Below are 21,130 nucleotides of genomic sequence, written 5' to 3'. Positions count from 1 at the left end.
CTATGAAGTAGAATTGCTTTATAGTATTTGGCTAATGCGTAATGTGGGGTAAAAGCACTTACACATTGTCTAAATAGCGAATATCTTCTAAATCAACAGATGCTATTTAAACCATACTTACATATATAAAGTCACTTATAAGCGATGATTTTTAAAGTTACATCATATTGAATTACTATAAATTAGATTTTGTATTGATTCGATTTCTTGTTCTAATTTAGAACTCTTTATTAATAGAGGTTTTACAATCTCTCTCCTCACCTACTCCTTAAAAATCAGAAGTGACAAACTTTAACTAATTCCAGCACTTAGAGGTAGATTATTTATAAATAAGTGTCAGAGTTTATCTATAATTATTATTTATATTTGTAGCGAGTTATAACAATATGTATTAAAAAGAAATAGAATGAATACAGACGAAAAGTTTCACGACGAAATGGGAGACAACCACATCGCATCTAGTGATGCAACTCCACTTAGAAGTGATGCATTTGACCGCACAGATGACGAAAAAATAGAATTGATAAAAAAAGATGTAGAAAACATTCTTAACACTTTAGGATTAGACTTAACAGATGACAGTCTTAAGGGTACACCTAACCGTGTAGCTAAAATGTTTGTGAAAGAGATGTTTGGAGGATTAAATCCTGCTAAAAAGCCAAGTGCTTCTACATTTGACAATAAATATAAATACAACGAGATGTTGGTAGAAAAGAACATTGTAGTTTATTCTACTTGTGAACATCACTTACTACCTATCGTTGGGCGTGCTCACGTAGCGTATATATCTAATGGTACTGTAGTAGGTCTTTCTAAGATGAACCGTATCGTTGATTTTTATGCAAAGAGACCTCAGGTACAAGAGCGTTTAACTATTCAGATTGTAAATGAATTAAAACGTGTATTAAACACAGAAGATGTGGCATGTATCATCGATGCAAAACACTTATGTGTAAACTCAAGAGGAATCCGCGATATCGAAAGTAGTACTGTAACTGCTGAGTTCGGAGGAAAATTCCAAGATGAGAACGTTCGTAAAGAGTTCTTAAACTATATCCAATTAGAGACTAAGTTCTAAACATTACAAATTATATTATGCCTTTATATCAAGAACAGCAATTAAAAATGTACAACTCCATCACTGGAGAGAAAGAAGTTTTCAAACCTATCCATGAGGGTAAAGTGGGTATGTATGTATGTGGACCAACAGTCTACAACTATGTACACCTTGGGAACTGTCGTACTTTTATATCTTTTGACTTGGTATATCGTTATTTAAAACACTTAGGATATGCTGTGCGTTACGTTCGTAATATTACTGACGTAGGACATATGGTAGACGATGTAGATGAAGGAGAAGATAAAATCGCTAAAAGAGCGCGTATTGAGCAGATAGAACCAATGGAGATTGTTCAGAAATATACTTTGAACTTTCACAATATTCTAAAACAGTTCAATAACCTACCTCCTAGCATTGAACCAACGGCTACTGGGCATATCATCGAGCAAATAGAAATCATACAAGCGATCATCAACAATGGTTTTGCTTATGAGGTGAATGGATCTGTGTACTTCGATGTAGAGAAATACAATCAGTCTCATAACTATGGAATATTAAGTGGTCGTAAGATAGAAGATATGTTATCTAATACAAGAGATTTAGATGGACAATCTGACAAACGCAATCCACTTGACTTTGCACTTTGGAAAAATGCAGAGCCTCAGCATATCATGAGATGGCCTTCACCATGGGGAGATGGATTCCCTGGATGGCATCTAGAGTGTACTGCTATGAGTACAAAATACTTAGGTAAGCACTTCGATATACACGGAGGTGGAATGGATTTAAAATTCCCTCACCATGAGTGTGAGATTGCACAGAATGAAGCTTCTACAGGTAACTCACCTGTAAACTACTGGATGCATGCTAATATGCTTACTCTAAACGGTAAGAAAATGGCTAAATCTACAGGGAATAACATTCTTCCTGATGAATTATTCTCTGGCGAGAACAATATCCTTAGCAAAGGGTTTGCTCCTGCTGTAGCAAGGTTCTTTATCTTACAAGCGCACTATAGAAGTATCTTAGACTTCTCTGATGATGCTATCTTAGCGTCTGAAAGAGGATATCAAAGATTAATGGAAGCTATCAAATCTCTAAAAGATTTGAAAACTTCTAGCAACTCTTCTGTTGATATCACAAAATGGAGACAATCGTGCTATGATGCAATGAATGACGACTTTAACAGTCCGATTTTAATTGCAAACTTATTTGAAGCAGTTAAATTCATTAACCTAATTAAGGATAATAAAGAGACTATTTCGGCTACAGATTTAGATACTTTAATTAATAGTATGAGCGCATTTGTATTTGATGTATTAGGTTTAGAAAACACTGAAACAGCAAGTGCTAATAACGAAAAACTAGAAGGTGTAGTCAATATGCTTATCGGAATGCGCAACGAGGCTAGAGCAAACAAAGATTTCGCAATGTCAGACCACATTCGAGATGAACTAGCTAAAATCGGTATTCAACTAAAAGATGGTAAAGAAGGTACTTCTTTCTCTCTATAAATACACAAAAGAGGTTATTCTATGAATAGCCTCTTTTTTTATACATACCTCACCTACAATAGTTAAGTTTATTTTTTGTGATTATAAAATAGTCTTGCTAAAACTAATTCCTTCTACTCATTTCTAACCTAGAATTTCTTACTTTTAGCACTATAATTAAACTCATCGTACATTTGTACACTTTCATATTTCTGTTACTATGCTAAAGAAAATATTAATATTCCCATTTGTAATATTAGTCCGTTTTTATCAGCTGGCTATTTCACCATTCTTCCCTCCTGCTTGTCGATACAGTCCTACTTGCTCACAATACACCTTAGAAGCACTAAAAAAACATGGACTTTTTAAAGGTGGTTGGTTAGCTATAAAGCGAATCGCTAGTTGTGGACCATGGGGAGGTAAAGGATATGATCCAGTGCCTTAATTATTATTTAAGTAAACTAGGAACTGAGGAACACAAAACAGGGAGCTAGTAACTGAAATAGAAAACAAAAAACAATGAAGTACTCTTGGGTGTAAACCACAATTACTCTTTTGAGAATAAAGATTATTTCATACATTTATCATCTAACAGTATAAAAAACTATGATACATTCATTACATATGATTTGGAACCCATCAGAAGGGTTGGATTTAGGATTTATTAAACTGAGATATTACAGTCTTATGTTTGTAATCGCATTTGGTTTAGGGTGGTTCTTAATGAAAAAGATATATGATCGCGAAGTACTAAGTGTTGAGAAACTAGACAAATTATTTATCTATACTGTATTAGCAACTTTAATAGGAGCTCGTCTAGGGCATGTATTCTTTTACGATTGGGATTATTATAAAGATCACTTATTTGAGATTATATCACCAGTGCGTTTCACACCTAAGTTTGAAATCGTTGGTTTTAGTGGATTAGCAAGTCATGGTGCAGCTATTGCTATTATCACTGTTATGTATTTTTACAGTAAAAAGATTATTCAAAAACCTGTACTTTGGATACTAGATAGAGTAATCATCCCTGTAGCAATAGGGGGAGTTTTTGTTCGTTTAGGGAACTTCTTTAACTCAGAAATTATAGGACACGAAACTACAAATGCTTTAGGTATTCGATTTTTAAGAGATAAATTCTCTCCTAGAGAAGCAATGGAGATTACAGGAATTCCTGATTATAACCAAGCTTATGACGCGATAGCTCATAATCCACAGTTTGCAGAAGCTTTAAACCTAGTATTAGCTAAACACCCTACTCAACTTTATGAGGCATTTGGATATATACTTGTGTTCATTATTGTTTACTATATGTATTGGAAGACAGATGCACGCAAAAAGTTAGGTTATATCTTTGGAGTGTTCTTAGTACTACTGTGGATGGTAAGATTTATAGTAGAATATATGAAAGAAAGTCAAGGAGGTTTTGAAGATCAACTAGGCAATATTTTATCAACAGGACAATGGTTAAGTATTCCATTTATCATCGTAGGGATTTACTTATGGGTTACTGCCAAGAATAGAGTATACGAATCATAAATATACAGAGAGCTAATCAATCTAGATTAGCTCTCTTTTTTTATATTTCTCTCTTGAGTGTATAATAGATCCTTTGTGTTGTACTCCCCATAATACAAGGAGCTGTAGACACTAGCTCCCATCCTTGACTTCCTAGATCATTTAGTGTATCATCGGTCTCCTTCATTTCCATTTTTGCAAAGAATCCACTAGTCACTACTTCAATTGTTTTATATTCAAATCGTTTCATAATATTGTAATTAGTTCATTCTAAGATAATCAATTAAACCCAGATTATGCAATAAACATATAAACGAAAAGTAATTATACAAAATAGCTCTGAATTAGTGATAAAAACATACTATAGTATAGTTTTAGAGCTAATGAAAGAACTATGAAGTAGAATTGCTTTGTAGTATTTGGCTAATACATAATGTGGGTTTAACATCACACTTCGAAATAATTCTATATTGTTTTGGCTGATTCTAACGTCCCCTATTTTTAACTAAGGATAAAAATGTTTTAGTTAGTAACATCAATATTATTGGATATTCTTTTCTTTTTAACGAACAATTTCACAGATAAAATCACTACTTTTCTGAATGTAAACAAGGCATTCAATGGACAAGAACTATACGACTCAGGATAGAGGAAATAAAAAAGACTACCAGCAATATTTAGAAGCAATGGACACGATAGCTATCGAGAAGGTGGCTTCTGCAAGTGTGTTCTTTGAGGCCAAAGAGGGAAATGTATTAGTAGATGTAGGAATGGCCTCAGGGACGAGTACAGCTATATTAGCTCAACTATTTCCTAAACTTCAAATAATAGGTATTGATATCAATCCTAAAATGGTTCAAATCGCTGAAGAAACGTATAACCTTCCGAATCTCTCATTCCAAGAAGATGATGGCGAAAAACTATTGACTTTTGAAAAGAATACAATTAGTGGATTCTTTAATTGTTCTGCCATTCACCATATTACTTCATATAACGACTATGACAATAACAGAGCATATAATACACTTCGCAGACAAGTAGAGTTATTGAAAGATAAAGGAGTGCTTGTCATCCGCGATTTTGTCAAAGTAGAACAACAAGAAGTTATACTAGAACTATCTACTCTAACTAAAGAAGGTAATCCTAGTGATGCAGAATTGTTCATTCAATTTTCTCAAACGGCCAGATCATTAGCTAAAGAAAAAGGTTTTCCCATTGAAGAATTAGAGCCTCTAAAACCTAATACAAGGCGATTTCATGCATTTTATACTGATGTAGTAGAGTTTATTCGTCGCAAAGATTATTATGCGAATTGGGACATTGAATTGCAAGAAGAGTATGGATATTATACACAAAAAGAATTTGAAACAATCTTTAAGGAACTGGGATTGCGAATCATTATATCTACTCCTATCTACAATCAATGGATCATTAATAACCGCTATAAAGACCACTTTACAATCTATAATTTAGCTGGAGAAGAAATAGGCTTTCCTCCTACGAATTACTTAATTGTTGGAGAAAAAGTCCCTGGTGGAAAACAATTACAATTAACTAGACATTTACCTAAAAAGGACACTCCATTCTTAACCTTATCTACCTTTAAAAATATAAACACAAATAGGTTATATGATATTGTAAAACGACCAAATAAAGTAATTGACATTATCCCTTATAGAAATAGTGATAGTGGCTTAAAGGTAATCGCTAAACATGGTTACCCTCGTCCATTAGCAAATGTCAAAGCAGATAGTCCTATCTTAGATGGTAAACAATACAGTGGATATATACCTGAAGGACTTGCAATAGCTGAAACAGACAATATAAAAACAGAAATAGAGAACAGATTTAATATTAAACCTGAGGAATATGAAACGATTCGTACTTCCCTAAATTACTACACCTCTCCTGGTGGTATCAATGAAAAGGTAACTTCTATATTCATAGAACTACACTCACCTATTTCATTAAATACTCCATTAAACGAAGGGTATTCAGGCTTTAAAGATTCTGGTTATTTACATGAATACGATGCTGTACAACTCCTTAATACTGCCCAAACAGGTGCATTAGTAGAAGCTAGATTAGAAGTGAATATCTATAATCTATTTTTAAAGTTAGCTATACCATTACCTAAATGGTTAGGACAAAAAACAGCTATACAAAATGTAGAGAAGATTCATGCAACTGATTTAGAAAAACTATTACAGTTAAATACAAAAGAATACATCCATAATGACAGTCAAGCTGGTTTCTTAAAGACACACAGAGCTTCTTTTGAAGCAACAGGTATTGATAAAGACTCTGCGATACTAGAATATGTATCCCCTACTCATTATAGTACTAATACGGTAATAACTCTCCCTGTATTTAAAAACAATGGAGCCTTTTATATAGGTTTAGAAACTAGAAGTCTTCCTGTACCCCAAATATTCACTAACAATAGTACGATTATAACGGTACCAGCATTTCGTCTATCTAAAGAGGTAAGAAACTACTATGACCTAGAACAATATCTAAATACCCTGAAATTTGGAAATAGCAATGTAATTGGATACTCTAAATTAGGAGAAAAGTACTTTCCTAGTATAGGAATTACGCCCGAACAAGTATATCCGTATATTATCCATCTAGATCAGCCTACTGATACACTACATTGGATAAAAATAAATGACCTGATGAATAATCTAGACAAAATAGTTGATACTCATCTTTTAATAGCATTATGTCGATTATATCATAGTCAACAATAAAACTATTAGATTACTAGCCTAAGTAACACTAGTCATTGACTAGTCCTAAAATAAAAAAGCCACTCCTTGCGGAGTGGCTTTTTTTATAAATACAAGTTCTAAGATAGAATTAGTTTTTCTCAACTAACATTTCCTCTTGAGCTTCTCTATGTCTTCTTTCGATTTCTTCTTTATCTTTTCTTGGCATAGTATCCACTAATACTGGAGTAGCTAAGAATAATGAAGAATAAGTACCTACAATAATACCGATTAACATCGCAAAGATAAATCCTCTGATTGAATCACCTCCGAATACGAACATGATTAATAATACTAGGATTAAAGTAAGCGAAGTATTAATAGTTCTAGATAATGTAGTATTTACTGAATCATTAACGATCTTATTGAAATCACCTTTTGTTTTACCAGCGATGTACTCACGTACACGGTCAAATACAATTACAGTATCATTCATAGAATAACCAATAACAGTTAAGATCGCAGCGATGAAGTGCTGGTCAATCTCCATATGCCAAGGCATAAACTTATATGTTAATGAGTAAATACCTAATACAAAGATAACGTCGTGCGCAACAGAAACAATAGCTCCTAATGAATACTGCCATTTTCTAAAAGAAATAACTAAGTAAATAAAGATAGCAGCCATAGACCCTAATACAGCCCAATATGCATTCTGTTTAACGTCTTTTGCCATACTTGGTCCAACTTTAGAAGCTTGGATAACTCCTAATGTTTTTCCTTCTGTAGCATTAACGAACTCTTCATAAGTCATAGGAGATGAATAGTACCCTTTTAACCCTTCGTATAACTTCTCGTTTACTTCTTGGTCTACTGCAGCACCTTCTTCTTCTACTTTATATTTAGTAGTAAGTTTTAACTGTTGTTTATTTCCGAATACTTTCGCTTCAACATTTACACCAAATACTTCTCCTAGCTTATCACTTACTTCGTTAGCTGTAACTTCTTTATCAAACTTAACTTGGAATGTTCTACCTCCTACAAAGTCAGTTCCTTGGTCAAATCCGTTGATTGCAAATGAAGCAAAAGAAACCACTACAATGATTAATGATAAACCATAAGTAGCTTTCTTCATTTTTAAGAAATCAAAGTTGAAGTTTGTAAACCAATTTTTAGTAATACTTGTACTGAATGCTAAAGTTCTACCAGCTTTAACGTCTCTATCCATAAAGATACGAGCGATAAAGATTGAAGTAAATAATGAAGTAGCAATACCGATTAACAATGTCGTAGCAAATCCTTTAATAGGTCCTGATCCAAAAGCGAATAAGATAACCCCTGTTAAGATATGTGTAACGTTAGCATCAACAATTGGACGCATAGCACCATGCCAGCTATAAGATTCTTTAATCGTATCTGCAAGACTCATTCCCTTACGCAAACATTCTTTTGCTCGTTCAGAAATAATAATATTCGCATCCACTGCAGTACCCATCGTTAATACGATACCTGCAATACCTGGTAATGTCAATACAGCACCTAAACTAGCAAGGATACCAAATAAGAATAATAAGTTAGCTAATAAAGCAATATTTGCATACCATCCAGCTCTACCGTAGTAGAATGCCATCCAAGCAGCAACAATAATTAAACCAGCCACAGCAGATAACATACCAGCATCGATAGCTTGTTGTCCTAATGATGGTCCTACGATTTCAGATTGAACGATATCTGCACCTGCAGGTAATTTACCAGCACGTAAGATATTCGCTAAGTCTTTTGCATCAGCAACAGTAAAGTCCCCTGAGATAGATGATCTACCACCAGAGATAGGTCCACTAGTAACACCTGGAGCTGAATAAACGATATTATCTAATACAATAGCAATATTAGAGTGCTCTGTATAAGCTTTTCCTGTTAACTCTTCCCATACTTTAGCTCCCTTAGGACTCATTGTCATCCCTACTACAGGACGGCTAAATTGATCATACTCATCTTGAGCACCAGTAATAACGCTTCCACTTAAAGGAGGAATACCTTCTCTATTTGTTTTTAAAGCATATAACTCAACTAAATCAGGAGCTTTTTTACTTGGTTTACCCCATGCAAAACGAGCATATTTTTGATCTGCTGGTAATAAGTTACGTACATCAGCTCTGTTTAAATAAGCATTTACTTTAACTGTATCTTTCGTTTGGAAATATCCTAAGATTGGGCTTCCTTGTTGTCCACCCATTGCGAATAAGTCTAATAAAGGATTGAATTCTTTATTAGCTGCATTCCCCATAGAGTCTTTTGCTACAGTACCTAATAATGCTTCAACATCTGAGTTAGTTGTTGTATTATCAGTAGCAGTCTCTTTTTGATTCGCTTGCTTTTCAGTTGTTTTTAAGTACTCATTAGCAGCCATGATATAGTTTCCTATTTCATCTACTTTATAAGTTTCCCAAAACTCTAACTGAGCAGTACTTTGTAATAAATTTTTAATACGATCTACGTCTTTTGCTCCAGGAAGCTCAACTAAGATACGCCCTGTATCCCCTAACATTTGAATATTTGGCTGAGAAACACCGAACTTGTCGATACGCTCTCTGAATACACGGTAAGCACTCTCTATAGATTCTTTTACTTTTTTATCTAAGATAGACTTTACTTGGCTATCAGACATTCCAACAGTAATCTCACTTAAGTTTCTGTTTGCAAAAATATCTGCAGATGCTAATTTTACATTCCCTTTTGATTCTTTATCAAAAGCAGTGTAAAAAGCATCTAAGTAACTTTGATTACCTTGTCTTTGTGATTCAGCTTCTGCTAACGCTTTATTAAACGTAGCGTTCTTTGAATTATTAGCTAAACCTTTTAAAATGTCTTTGATTGATATTTGCAACGTAACATTAATACCTCCTTCTAAGTCTAATCCTTTATTGATTTGCTTAGCTCTCACTTCATTGAATGTTTGTCCTAAAAATACCGTTTGGTTACCAATTGAATCAAGGTATTGTAATTCTTTTGTCGAATCTCCACCAGCAAAAGCTTTCGCTTTATCCTCATAATGGTTGGTAACAAAGGTAAATGACAGTTGGTAAATACTTACCAATGCAAAGATAATTGCAAAAAATTTAACGAGTCCTTTGTTTTGCATTATTACTAAAAATTAATTATTTACTTTTTTTAAAACGAGCAAATATATGATATAGACAATGATTAAGCAATTCTTTGACTAAGAATATCAGCAAAAAGAGCTTTTTTCTATTACATATATTTTAACAATTAAACAATCTTTTACTATTCAATTGTTAATTCCTTATTTGTATCCCTAACAGCATTTGCACTATCTACAAATTTCTGAGATTCTTGCTCATTTAATTTTAATTCTACTATCTCTTCTATTCCTCCTTTTCCTATAACACAAGGAACTCCTATACACAATCCTTCTTGCCCGTATTCACCTTGTAAATATACAGAACAAGGGATTAACTTCTTAAAGTCATTTAAGATACTATCCACAACGTTAGCTACAGCTGCTCCAGGTGCATACCATGCAGAAGTTCCTAATAACTTCGTTAGAGTAGCTCCACCAACCATTGTTGATTTACACACTTCTTCTTGTTCTGCTGCTGTCAACATCTCACTTACAGGAATACCTTTATAAGTAGCCAATCTAATTAATGGGATCATTGTAGTATCCCCATGTCCTCCAATAACCATTCCTTCAATATCTCCAACAGGTTTATTTAGTTTTTGAGATAAGAAATATTTAAAACGTGAAGAGTCTAAAGCCCCTCCCATACCTATTACTTTCTTACGATCTAATCCTGATATTTTTAAAGCTGCTAGAGTCATTGTATCAAGAGGGTTAGTCACTATCACAAAAATAGCATTAGGAGAGTATTTTAAAGCGCTTTCCATCACCGACTTTACTACAGATGCATTAGTACCTATTAATTCCTCACGAGTCATTCCTGGTTTTCTTGGAATTCCTGAAGTAACTACTACTACCTCACTATTAGCTGTTAAACTATAATCATTAGTACTTCCCTTAACAATAGTATCAAATTTAGAGTTAGATGCACATTGCATGATATCCATTGCTTTACCTTCTGCATACCCTTCTGCAATATCCACTAAAACTACTTCACTAGCGATTCTTCTATTAGCAATAACATCAGCACATGTAGCCCCAACATTTCCTGCTCCAATAATTGTAACTTTCATAACTTTATATCTTTTTATTAAAAAAAGGTCAAGGCATATAATATGCTTGACCTTTATAATTTTACATATTTAAATACTAAGCATCAATTTTAGCATAAGTAGCATTTTTCTCAATAAAATCTCTACGTGGTGGAACTTCGTCTCCCATCAACATAGAGAATACTCTATCTGCTTCTTGTAAACTATCTATTGTTACTTGTCTAAGAATTCTATGTTCTGGATTCATTGTAGTATCCCATAATTGCTCAGCATTCATCTCTCCAAGACCTTTATAACGCTGAACACTTGATCCACTTCCCATTTTCTCCATTAACTCAAGGCGTTCTTCATCTGTCCATGCATATTCTTTACGTTGCCCTTTTTTAACCATATATAATGGAGGTGTAGCAATATAAACATATCCATTCTCTATTAACCCTCTCATATAACGGAAGAAGAAAGTTAAAATCAACGTTGCGATGTGGCTACCGTCCACATCGGCATCACACATGATTACTACTTTATGATAACGTAATTTCTCAAGGTTTAATGCTTTACTATCCTCTTCTGTTCCCATCGTAACACCTAAAGCAGTAAAGATATTCTTAATCTCTTCGTTTTCGAATACTTTGTGCCCCATTGCTTTTTCTACGTTAAGAATCTTACCTCTTAATGGTAGAATTGCTTGGAAGTTACGATCACGTCCTTGTTTTGCTGTACCACCCGCAGAATCTCCCTCCACTAAGAATACTTCACATTTAGAAGCGTCTTGTTCAGAACAATCAGACAACTTTCCAGGTAGTCCACCACCGACCATAACAGTCTTACGTTGAACCATCTCACGTGCTTTCTTAGCAGCATGTCTAGCCTGAGCAGCTAAAATAACCTTTTGAACAATAATCTTAGCATCATTTGGATGTTCCTCTAAGTAGTTCTCTAGCATTTCTGCTACAGCCTGACTCACAGGGGATACAACCTCTCTATTTCCTAGTTTTGTCTTTGTTTGTCCTTCGAATTGAGGCTCCATTACCTTCACAGAGACAATTGCAGTCAACCCTTCTCTAAAGTCATCACCTGTAATTTCGAACTTAAGCTTATCTAACATTCCTGAAGCATCTGCATATTTCTTCAATGTTCTAGTAAGCCCCATACGGAATCCTTGTAGGTGTGTTCCTCCCTCATGCGTATTAATATTATTCACATAAGAATAAATATTCTCTGCATAAGTATCATTATAAACTAATGCAACTTCAACAGGGATTTCTCCTTTATCAAGTTCCATTGAGATTACATCTTCAATAATTGGCACACGGCTACCATCTAAGAATTTAATAAACTCTTTTAATCCTTCTTTAGAAAAGAATACTTCATGTTTAGGCTCACCATTTTCTTCAATTACTCTTTTATCAGTAAGTGTTATCTTTAATCCTTTATTCAAGAAAGACAACTCTCTTAAACGCCCAGCTAAAGTATCATAAGAAAACTCTAGAGTCTGTGTAAAGATAGTATGGTCGGGTTTAAATGTAACCGATGTTCCTCGTTTATCTGTTTCACCAATAACTTTTACTGGAAATAAAGCTTTACCACGCGAATATTCTTGTTCGTAAATTTTACCTTCACGATAAACAGTTGCTCTTAACAAATCAGATAGTGCGTTCACACACGATACCCCTACTCCGTGAAGACCTCCAGATACCTTATAAGAATCCTTGTCAAACTTCCCTCCAGCACCAATCTTTGTCATTACTACTTCTAATGCAGACACTCCTTCTTTTTTGTGGATGTCCACTGGGATACCACGTCCATTATCTTCTACAGTAATAGAGTTATCCTCGTTTATAGTAACGCTTATTGTATCACAATAACCAGCTAAAGCCTCATCAATTGAGTTATCAACCACTTCATATACTAAATGGTGTAATCCTCTTACTCCTACATCACCAATATACATCGAAGGACGCATCCTTACGTGTTCCATTCCCTCAAGAGCTTGAATGCTATCCGCTGAATAATTATTCTTATTTGTTTCTTGGCTCATAATAATAATCTAAAATATCTAACGTACAAATATAACAATTTTCAAAGACTTTATCAACTCTAAACAAGCCTAAAATACATATATCTCACAAATAAAAACAAAAAAACGCAGATGTTTTCACACCTGCGTTTCATACTTTTTTATAAAGGACTTTTACATTAATTCATGAATTGTAAATTCACAATTGTTAAATGTAAATCTCTCATGTACTTTTCTTCCTAATAACTCCTTGGCGATTGGAGCATCCATAGAAACGGCTAATACAGAACGGTCGTCTAAAACAATTTTTGGCAAAGCTGCTGAGAAAAATAAATACACTGAATTTACTTGTACTAAACTTCCAAATTCTACTACAGAACTCACTTTTTCATCATCTATTTTAGCAACTATATCTCGCATAGCTATATTTTCTAAAATCTTCTTACTCAAGTTTTCTTGTTCTAAATGCATCATTGACAAGCCTGTCTCGTGTTTGTCTCCAGCAGAACTTTTGGCGTCGTTCTGCGCGTCGATTGTCAAATCTTCTACAATTCCTTGCAACGCTTCCACCTTGTCATTTAACCGTTCTAAACAAATTGTTTTTAACTTCTTTTTTAATGTCATCATTACGTCTTTAAAATTTCTTTCTTTGCGAAATCGAAAGAAAATACATGTTTTGTTGTTTGTAACGACAAAAGTAAGTTATTAATCAATGAAAAAAAACAGTATTGTGCACCTTTTAGCGAATTTTAGTCATAAATTATCAGTTTTTAGCTTTTTTTCTGATTACAAAATCTCAAAAATCGAATTTATACATTGCTCCTCCCATTATTTGCACACCTTGCACCTTAAAGTTATCCCATTGATTATATTTCTGATTAAATAAGTTATTGGCTTTTAAGAATAGAGTCCAATTTTTAGTTGGCCTATACCCTACTTTCATATTTAAATCAACATAATCTTTCAATTCTACAACTGATGGATCTTCCCAAGTATTATAGTCTCCTATAAGCCCAGTAGAATCAATTACAAAAACATCTTTACGCTTACCTACATAAAACACATCTACACCTGCAAACCATTGTTCTGTAAAATCAAATTTAAAATCAGCTCCTGCTTTTACTTTTGGTAAATTCCAAGCTTCTAAAGAATTTGTATTATAGTTATTATACTCTCCATGAACTCCTATAGAAACATTCTCTTCGAAGTCAAAACGCAATTCACCAAATAAATTCAATGTTTTAACATCTCCATATTGCACTCCAAATGAGTTTCCAAACATATATGGTATTCTACTTCTATTCAAAGTATATTCATTGTGCAAAAACATCGCTTTGTCTTTCTCTCTTTTGTAAGACCCCTTGATGTTATAAGAGATATTATTATCTAATTTTCCTTTTAATCCAAGATAAATATCATACTTCTTATCAGTAGGCGTAATTAGAATATCTGGGGAAATGAAAGGGTTTTCTTCTGAAAACTGTTGAAAAGAGTTTTGTTGCACCCCTCCCTCTATTCCTGCATAAGTCACTAATAATCCAGGAACTAAATCATAAGATGCTTTAACTTGTGGATAGATATAAAAGTTATTCTCTGATTTACCAGCTAATTCTCCATTGTTAAAGAAAACACCAACTCCTACTTGTACAGAATAGTTGTCATCTCTAAATGTAAGACTAGGTTGAGCTCCAAGGTTTAAATGATTATACTTCGTTGTTTCCCCTATAAATGAGTTTTTATATGATGTTCCTACATAATCAACAACAACCCCAACATTCAATTCTCCAAAGTCCAAAGCTGTTTTTACATTTGGTCTAATCTTAAAACGATTTTCTACTGTTCCAAAATCATCCCAAAAATAATCATATCTAAAATCCAATCCAGTAAAAGGGCTATTTCTAAACTCTAAAGCTCCATTTACAAAAACATTCTTATAGTGTTGAGATTCGTCTATTCCAGAAATATCACCTTGATTGAAGTCGATTTGTTTCGTTGGCAATCCATAATAATTACTCAATTGGTATCTAGCACCTGCTTCTACTGTCCAACCAAAATTCTTTAATTGTCCACCATAAACCAAACCTCCTTTTGTATTAGAGAAACTATCATCTAGAAGTAAATTCTTAATCCCTCCTTGAGAAGAAAAGTGACTAGCATATCCTGCTAAAAAACTATTCTTATTTAAGTGTTGACTTAAGAACACCTCTCCGTTCAGGTTAGTATAATTACCTGCAGAAAAAAGAGCATAATTATTAAAACTTTTCAACCTACTTGTTCTTTCTACCTCTGCTGCTTTTCCTTTCTCAGGTACAAAAGTAGATGCTACAGGAAAAGAACTAATCGTATAAATTACATCTTTCTTGTTACCTGTAGTTTCATCGTCATTATTAGCTGTAGTACGAACTTTAAAAGCATCCGAAATTGTTGCATCATAAGCTCTTACTACATTAACAACCTCTGTACCTAATTTACTTGCTTCCGTATTTTTATCTTGAGCATAACCTGCTATTCCCCCTAGAGTTAAAACAGATAATATCGTATATATATTCTTATTGTTCATTATAATATCTTCTATATTAAAATTATTGAGCAATCGAAGAGTTTCGTTTAGCCTCTTGCGCTGTTATTTTTTGAAGTTCCTCTTTAGCTTCTTTCACCACATCTGGGTAGTCAGTAAAGTTCTTAGTAACGCTTTCTAAAATATAAGTAGCTTGATAACTATCTTTTAATTGATAGAAGTTCTTTGCCATTAATACTAATCCTTTAGCACCATAATACTTATAACCCGAATAGTCTTTTGCTAATTTCTGCACACTCTCATTAGACGCTTCATACTTAGCCTCTTTATTCTTAAAGTAAGCATCATAATACATCGCCTCTGCAGCTAACTCTCCTTTTGCTATCTTCAATACCTCTTGATAACCTTTCTTAGCTTTAGCTTCATCATTAGTAGCCATAGCCGTTCTAGCAATAACTATTTGTGCATCACCTTTTACTTTATTATCTGTTTTAGCCATTTTTAATACAGCTTCAGCATATTGAAGAGCTTCACTATAGCTATTTTGCTCATAGCTCAACTTCATTAGATTAGACTTAGCGAACACTACATTCTGTTCTTGTGCAGCCTCTGCATCTAAACGTTTTAAAGTAGTTATAGCCTTAGCAGTATTTTTATTTTTCAAATAAATCTCAGCCAAACGAGCAAGAGAAATCTCTGAGAACTCATTCTTATCCTTAGAAATTACAACTTCATAATGAGCAGTAGCCTTATCTAGGTTATTCTCTGCAAAATACATTTGCCCTAAATAGAAATGAGCTTGTAACGCCTTTTGTCCCGTTGGGAAACTTTTTAGGTATTTCTCATATCCATCTATAGCCGATTGTGTATTATTTTGAATATACTGTTTTTCAGCCGACTCATAAGTATCTTTATCTAGTTCAGCATCGGTTACTTGAATAAAAGAAAGACCTTTAACCCATGCAGCATATTCATCTACCTTTCCATTTTCCACATAGATTAGTCGTGCATTTTGAACCGCTTCGATAGCCTCAGAAGATTCCGGAGACTCTTTTACCACTTGTTTAAATTTAGCTAACGCTTGATCAGGTTTATTGTCGTTATAGTTAATCAAACCTTGTCTCAAGATAGCTCTAGCCTTATAGCTTGATGTAGGATAATCTTTCAACATCTTATCAAAAGCACTTAACGCCTTTTGACTTTGATTCATAACGTCATAAGTCACCCCTATCTCATATTGAGCATCATCAGCCAAATTAGAAGTTGGGTAATCTTTCACAAACTTCGTTAAGTCTTCTATTTTACGAGGATTACGATCTACGAATCCATAGCTAATTGCCTTTTGAAAACGTGCATATTCTACATCAGCTTTATTTGCCTCAATAACTTTATTATAAGCCTCCATCGCAGGCCAATACTTCCCAGTAACAAAATTACAATCTCCTTGTCTTAGATAGGCATCTAGACGACGCGCCTCATCTTTAGGATTTTCATCTGTGTATTTTTTAAAATAATCCGCTGCTGTAGCATAGTCTTTCAATTTGAAGTATGAATACGCTAGATTATAATACAAATTATTACGTTCAGACAATCCCTTAGACGCTGTATTTTGATCAAATGCTTTGAACTGAGTGATAGACTCGTTAAAGTCATTTAAGTAAAACAATGTCTCTCCCTTCCAATATTGAGCCTTTGCAGTATATTTTAAATTTTGCTTCTCTGCTAGAGATTTATCAAAAAGACTTAATGCTTCCTTATAATTCCCTTCATTGAACAATTCTTGACCACGCAAGAATGTCACTTGTTGATACACCTCTTTATTTCCTACAGAACGATTCTTTTCTAATAGAACTAAAGCCTCTTTATAGTTTTTAGAAGAAACATACGAGTCGATTAAAAGCCCTTCTATCTCTCCGCGATAAGACGAATTAGGATATTTACTAATATAAGCATTTAATACAGCAGGTGTACTCTCATAAGCATTCCCAATATCATAACTAAGTTTTGCATAGTTTAAGAAAGCGTCTTCTTGGATACCTGCGTCAAAACGCATTTCAGAAGCATTCTTAAATGCATTTAGAGCTTGCGTTTTTTTATGTGTTTGCAGATAACTTTCTCCTAAATGGTAATATGCATTCTGCGCAATACCATTATCTCCACTGATAATTTTATTAAACTGCTCAATAGCCTTAGGATAATCTTTTGATTTATAATAAGTGTACCCTAATTGGTAAAAGTCAGTATTACTCCACTTTCCTCCTTTACCTTGATAAGCTAATAAATGAGGTAGCGCTTTATCATATTGCTTTAAGTTAAAATAACTCTCCCCAACTATTTTAGACAACTCTGATTTCTCTTCAGGAGTCGCTTTTGTCATTTGAGAAGTTCCTTGTTCTATAGCCGTTTGAAAGTTTCCTGTCTTAAAGCTCATGTCTGCTTGATAGTACCCCATCTTCTCTTGGTAAGAAGACTTAGTTTCTACTTTGTCAAACAATTTTTTTGCATCGTCAAAATTATCTGAGTCATAAGCAATATATCCTAAATAATATGTTGCTTGCTCCCCCCATTCTCCACGAGTATTTACTTTCTTTAAATAGCGTTCTGCTTCTTTTTTATTCTTTGTATAGAAGTAACTATATCCCTTCTGAAAGTTAAAACGATCTAACTTCTTCTCATTAGTAATTGCGTTTTCTTTCACTTTTACAGCGTACTGCAGGGCTTTAGGAAAATCTCCTTTGCTGAAATAATAATCTGTAACCTCTACATAAGCCTGATTTTGTTTAGAACTAGTAGGATATTTCTTCACAAACTCATCTATCTTATCTTCGGCTCCTTCTTGATTCAATTTAATGGCGCAATACGCGATATAATAAGCACAATCAGCCTCCACCTCAGTATTCTCACCTACATGAGCCTGTTTTACTTTTGTGAATAATAATTGCGCTGCTAAATATTGCTCTTCATTATACAATGCTACAGCATGATTATAATCAGCCAATCTCTCTACATAAGCAGCTGATTGTTGAGCACTTGCAGTTATACTCCCCAGTGCAAGAGTTAATAAAGTTAACCTATTATTTTTGTGCATTTCCATTCAGATTTATATAACGTCAAATATATCATTTTATACTCTTTTAAACTTATTTTTCAGCAATATATTGCCCTAATTGTTATCAAAAATATATTTAAATTGAAATTACACCTCTTCCACAGCAATAAAAAAACATGATAATTTATATCTTTTTGAGATTTAATAAATCGCATTTCACAAGAAAACAGCAAAAAACACAATAAAGAAACACTCCTTGATACAAAAAATCCCAATTCAAAAGAATTGGGATCATATAAAAAAAGTCTTTATCACAAATAAGAGGATAACAATCCTAAGATAATAGGAGCTAATACAGCAGTAAAAATTCCATTAAAAATCATCCCCACACTAGCGAAGGCTCCATACTTATTACTCACCTCCATTGCCTTCATCGTACCCATTGCATGAGAAGAAGTCCCCATAGCTATTCCTTGTGACATTGGATTACTTATACGGGTAAGGTTAAGCACCTTAAATCCCACCATACTACCAAATATCCCCGCTATCATAACAGCAGCGGCAGTTACAGACGGAATACCATTAACTGACTTAGATATCTCTAAGGCTATAGGTGTACTAACTGACTTAGGAGCTAGTGATAAAATAATCTCTTGATCTGCGCCTGTCATCTTAGCTAGTATCACTACTGACACTACCCCTACAACACATCCTATTAATTGACTAATTAAAATAGGAAACAACTGTTTTTTAATTTTTTCCCACTGTACATATAAAGGAACTGCTAACGCTACAATAGAGGGCTTTAAAAAGAAATCAATATACTTACCTGCCTCTTCATAATTTTGATAAGGGATTTTTAAAAAATATAAATACCCCATCAAGACAACCATAGACAAGATAATAGGATTAAATATAATCCATTTTTTCTTTTCACTCAAAGCTATTCCTAAAGCATATAAAGCTAAAGTTAGGAATAATAAAAATGTTGGATTGGCTAAAAAATTCATTTCTTTCTTCTTAATAATTGATGAGTAAATCCAGTTACAAAAATCACTATCACTGTACTTACCAGTGTAGCCACAACAATAGGTACAATCGACTGACTAAGAATTCCGAAATAGTTCAACATAGCCACACAAGGTGGAACAAAGAATATCCCCATGTTTTTAATTAAGAAGTTAGTAATACCACCTATTGATTCTACTTTTACCCACCTCAGTTTTAACATTGTCCATAATGTGATTAAACCGATGATACTTGATGGTAATTTTAATCCTGTGAGATACACCACTAACTCTCCAAAGGCTAGACAACCTATCACGATTGCTACCTGCTTAATTAAATTCATTTTGTTTAAATATTTATCACAAAATTACTAAATACAATCCCCACCAAAGAAACAAAACAGATAAATATAAATTATTTAACAACTACACACCTAACCTACAGACATCACTTCAACAATAAACAAGAAGCAATCACTTAGCTTTTTGGTAACTTTTACTTAATCTTATATTCAAAAAATTAGAGCAACTTTGTCATGTAAACAAAAAGAAAAATATGTAAATAAAATATAGATTAAATTGGTTAGTTAGAACAAAAGGAGAGATCTACAGCAGATCTCTCCTTTTGATTTAACTACTTACTACATCAGTTTATTTTACATTATTTACACTCCACAATAAGACCTCAATCTATTTTTTTCTTAAAAACAACATCCGATATAGATATTTTCAGCTCAACTATACTTTATTATTGTTTATCTTAGTATTTTTACCACAAAATACACGATTATTATGTCTAAAACAGTTTTATCCCTACAAGGAGTTGATATCTACCAGAACAAGCATAAAGTACTTTCTAATGTTAACTTAGAAGTAAATAAGGGAGAATTTTTATATATAATCGGAAAGACAGGTGCAGGTAAAAGTAGCTTTATGAAAACGCTGTATGCAGACCTTCCTTTAGAAGTAGGCGAAGGTTCTATCGTAGACTACGACTTGAAGACCTTAAAAGAAAAAGATATTCCATACCTGAGAAGATCATTAGGTATCGTATTCCAAGACTTTAAACTACTTCCTGACAGAACAGTCTATGGAAACCTACACTTTGCTTTAAAAGCAACTGGTTGGTCAGAAAAAGAAGCGATGGATAGAAAAATACACGAAGTATTAGACAATGTAAATATGCTAGCACATATCGAAAAAATGCCTCACCAACTATCAGGAGGGGAACAACAGCGTATCGCTATAGCTAGAGCATTGCTAAATGATCCTGATCTAATCCTAGCTGATGAACCAACAGGTAACTTAGACCCTCAGACTAGTGCTGAAGTAATGGAACTTCTACTTAAAATTAATAAGAATGGTAGAACCATTATCATGGTAACACATGATTATGCATTGCTATTAAAATTCCCTGCTAAAACATTAAAATGTGACGATGGTACCCTATTCGAAGTAGTACACAGAACATCACAAAATTAATATACAAAAAAGACTATCAGCATTGATAGTCTTTTTTGTTTTATCTTAACTCAATCTACTCCATTTAAATCAAAAGTAAAA

General features: G+C 33.6%; 15 protein-coding genes. 6 read left to right on the top strand and 9 right to left on the bottom strand.

Annotated features, from left to right (window positions below; genetic code table 11):
- The first annotated feature begins 406 nt into the window (after window positions 1-406).
- The 4 genes from folE to lgt all read left to right on the top strand — a co-directional run bounded on the left by folE (window position 407) and on the right by lgt (window position 4,092).
- Window positions 407-1,078, top strand: coding sequence for a GTP cyclohydrolase I FolE (folE, locus tag BK054_RS11930; protein ID WP_006259271.1), 672 nt, complete (start codon window positions 407-409; stop codon window positions 1,076-1,078).
- A 17-nt stretch (window positions 1,079-1,095) separates the two neighbouring features.
- The gene (gene cysS, locus BK054_RS11925; protein ID WP_006263282.1) at window positions 1,096-2,574 is read left to right on the top strand and encodes a cysteine--tRNA ligase; all 1,479 of its coding nucleotides are present in this window, start codon (window positions 1,096-1,098) and stop codon (window positions 2,572-2,574) included.
- Window positions 2,575-2,773: 199 nt separating this feature from the next.
- Window positions 2,774-2,998 carry a membrane protein insertion efficiency factor YidD gene (gene yidD / locus BK054_RS11920; RefSeq protein WP_006259273.1) on the top strand — a complete coding sequence of 75 codons (225 nt, stop codon included), beginning with the start codon at window positions 2,774-2,776 and terminating at the stop codon, window positions 2,996-2,998.
- Between the two features lie 161 nt (window positions 2,999-3,159).
- Window positions 3,160-4,092 carry a prolipoprotein diacylglyceryl transferase gene (lgt, locus tag BK054_RS11915; RefSeq protein ID WP_071307298.1) on the top strand — a complete coding sequence of 311 codons (933 nt, stop codon included), beginning with the start codon at window positions 3,160-3,162 and terminating at the stop codon, window positions 4,090-4,092.
- A gap of 40 nt (window positions 4,093-4,132) precedes the next feature.
- On the opposite strand, the gene BK054_RS11910 is transcribed toward lgt, so the two are convergent.
- Window positions 4,133-4,321, bottom strand: a complete 189-nt coding sequence (locus BK054_RS11910; RefSeq protein WP_016649600.1) for a DUF4177 domain-containing protein — start codon at window positions 4,319-4,321, stop codon at window positions 4,133-4,135.
- Between the two features lie 370 nt (window positions 4,322-4,691).
- Between BK054_RS11910 and BK054_RS11905 the strand changes: the two genes are divergently transcribed.
- Window positions 4,692-6,824 carry a class I SAM-dependent methyltransferase gene (locus tag BK054_RS11905; RefSeq protein WP_071307297.1) on the top strand — a complete coding sequence of 711 codons (2,133 nt, stop codon included), beginning with the start codon at window positions 4,692-4,694 and terminating at the stop codon, window positions 6,822-6,824.
- A 109-nt stretch (window positions 6,825-6,933) separates the two neighbouring features.
- Here the strand turns inward: BK054_RS11905 and secDF are convergent, their stop codons facing one another.
- The 8 genes from secDF to BK054_RS11865 all read right to left on the bottom strand — a co-directional run bounded on the left by secDF (window position 6,934) and on the right by BK054_RS11865 (window position 19,911).
- On the bottom strand, window positions 6,934-9,924 hold the full coding sequence (gene secDF / locus BK054_RS11900; protein WP_058699507.1) for a protein translocase subunit SecDF: 2,991 nt from the start codon (window positions 9,922-9,924) through the stop codon (window positions 6,934-6,936).
- A gap of 143 nt (window positions 9,925-10,067) precedes the next feature.
- Window positions 10,068-10,997, bottom strand: coding sequence for a malate dehydrogenase (locus tag BK054_RS11895; protein ID WP_006263279.1), 930 nt, complete (start codon window positions 10,995-10,997; stop codon window positions 10,068-10,070).
- 76 nt (window positions 10,998-11,073) lie between these two features.
- Window positions 11,074-13,014 carry a DNA topoisomerase (ATP-hydrolyzing) subunit B gene (gene gyrB / locus BK054_RS11890; protein WP_006259279.1) on the bottom strand — a complete coding sequence of 647 codons (1,941 nt, stop codon included), beginning with the start codon at window positions 13,012-13,014 and terminating at the stop codon, window positions 11,074-11,076.
- Between the two features lie 153 nt (window positions 13,015-13,167).
- Window positions 13,168-13,620 carry a hypothetical protein gene (locus BK054_RS11885; protein ID WP_006259280.1) on the bottom strand — a complete coding sequence of 151 codons (453 nt, stop codon included), beginning with the start codon at window positions 13,618-13,620 and terminating at the stop codon, window positions 13,168-13,170.
- A 169-nt stretch (window positions 13,621-13,789) separates the two neighbouring features.
- The gene (locus BK054_RS11880; protein ID WP_006263278.1) at window positions 13,790-15,553 is read right to left on the bottom strand and encodes a TonB-dependent receptor; all 1,764 of its coding nucleotides are present in this window, start codon (window positions 15,551-15,553) and stop codon (window positions 13,790-13,792) included.
- A gap of 22 nt (window positions 15,554-15,575) precedes the next feature.
- Window positions 15,576-18,599 (bottom strand): tetratricopeptide repeat protein, encoded by a 3,024-nt coding sequence (locus BK054_RS11875; protein WP_071307644.1) that lies wholly within the window; start codon window positions 18,597-18,599, stop codon window positions 15,576-15,578.
- Between the two features lie 272 nt (window positions 18,600-18,871).
- The gene (locus BK054_RS11870) at window positions 18,872-19,570 is read right to left on the bottom strand and encodes an LrgB family protein (protein WP_071307296.1); all 699 of its coding nucleotides are present in this window, start codon (window positions 19,568-19,570) and stop codon (window positions 18,872-18,874) included.
- On the bottom strand, window positions 19,567-19,911 hold the full coding sequence (locus BK054_RS11865; RefSeq protein ID WP_006263275.1) for a CidA/LrgA family protein: 345 nt from the start codon (window positions 19,909-19,911) through the stop codon (window positions 19,567-19,569). The genes BK054_RS11870 and BK054_RS11865 overlap by 4 nt, the downstream gene beginning before the upstream one ends.
- Window positions 19,912-20,359: 448 nt before the next feature.
- On the opposite strand from BK054_RS11865, the gene BK054_RS11860 reads away from it, so the two are divergent.
- Complete coding sequence (locus BK054_RS11860; protein WP_006259285.1) at window positions 20,360-21,049, top strand: cell division ATP-binding protein FtsE; 690 nt, start codon at window positions 20,360-20,362, stop codon at window positions 21,047-21,049.
- Window positions 21,050-21,130 lie beyond the last annotated feature (81 nt).

It is taken from the genome of Myroides sp. ZB35 (assembly GCF_001865835.1).
Classification (GTDB): Bacteria; Bacteroidota; Bacteroidia; order Flavobacteriales; family Flavobacteriaceae; genus Flavobacterium; species Flavobacterium odoratimimum.
The sequence above is the reverse complement of the archived record's forward strand: the minus strand, read 5'-3'. Positions and strand labels throughout refer to the sequence as shown.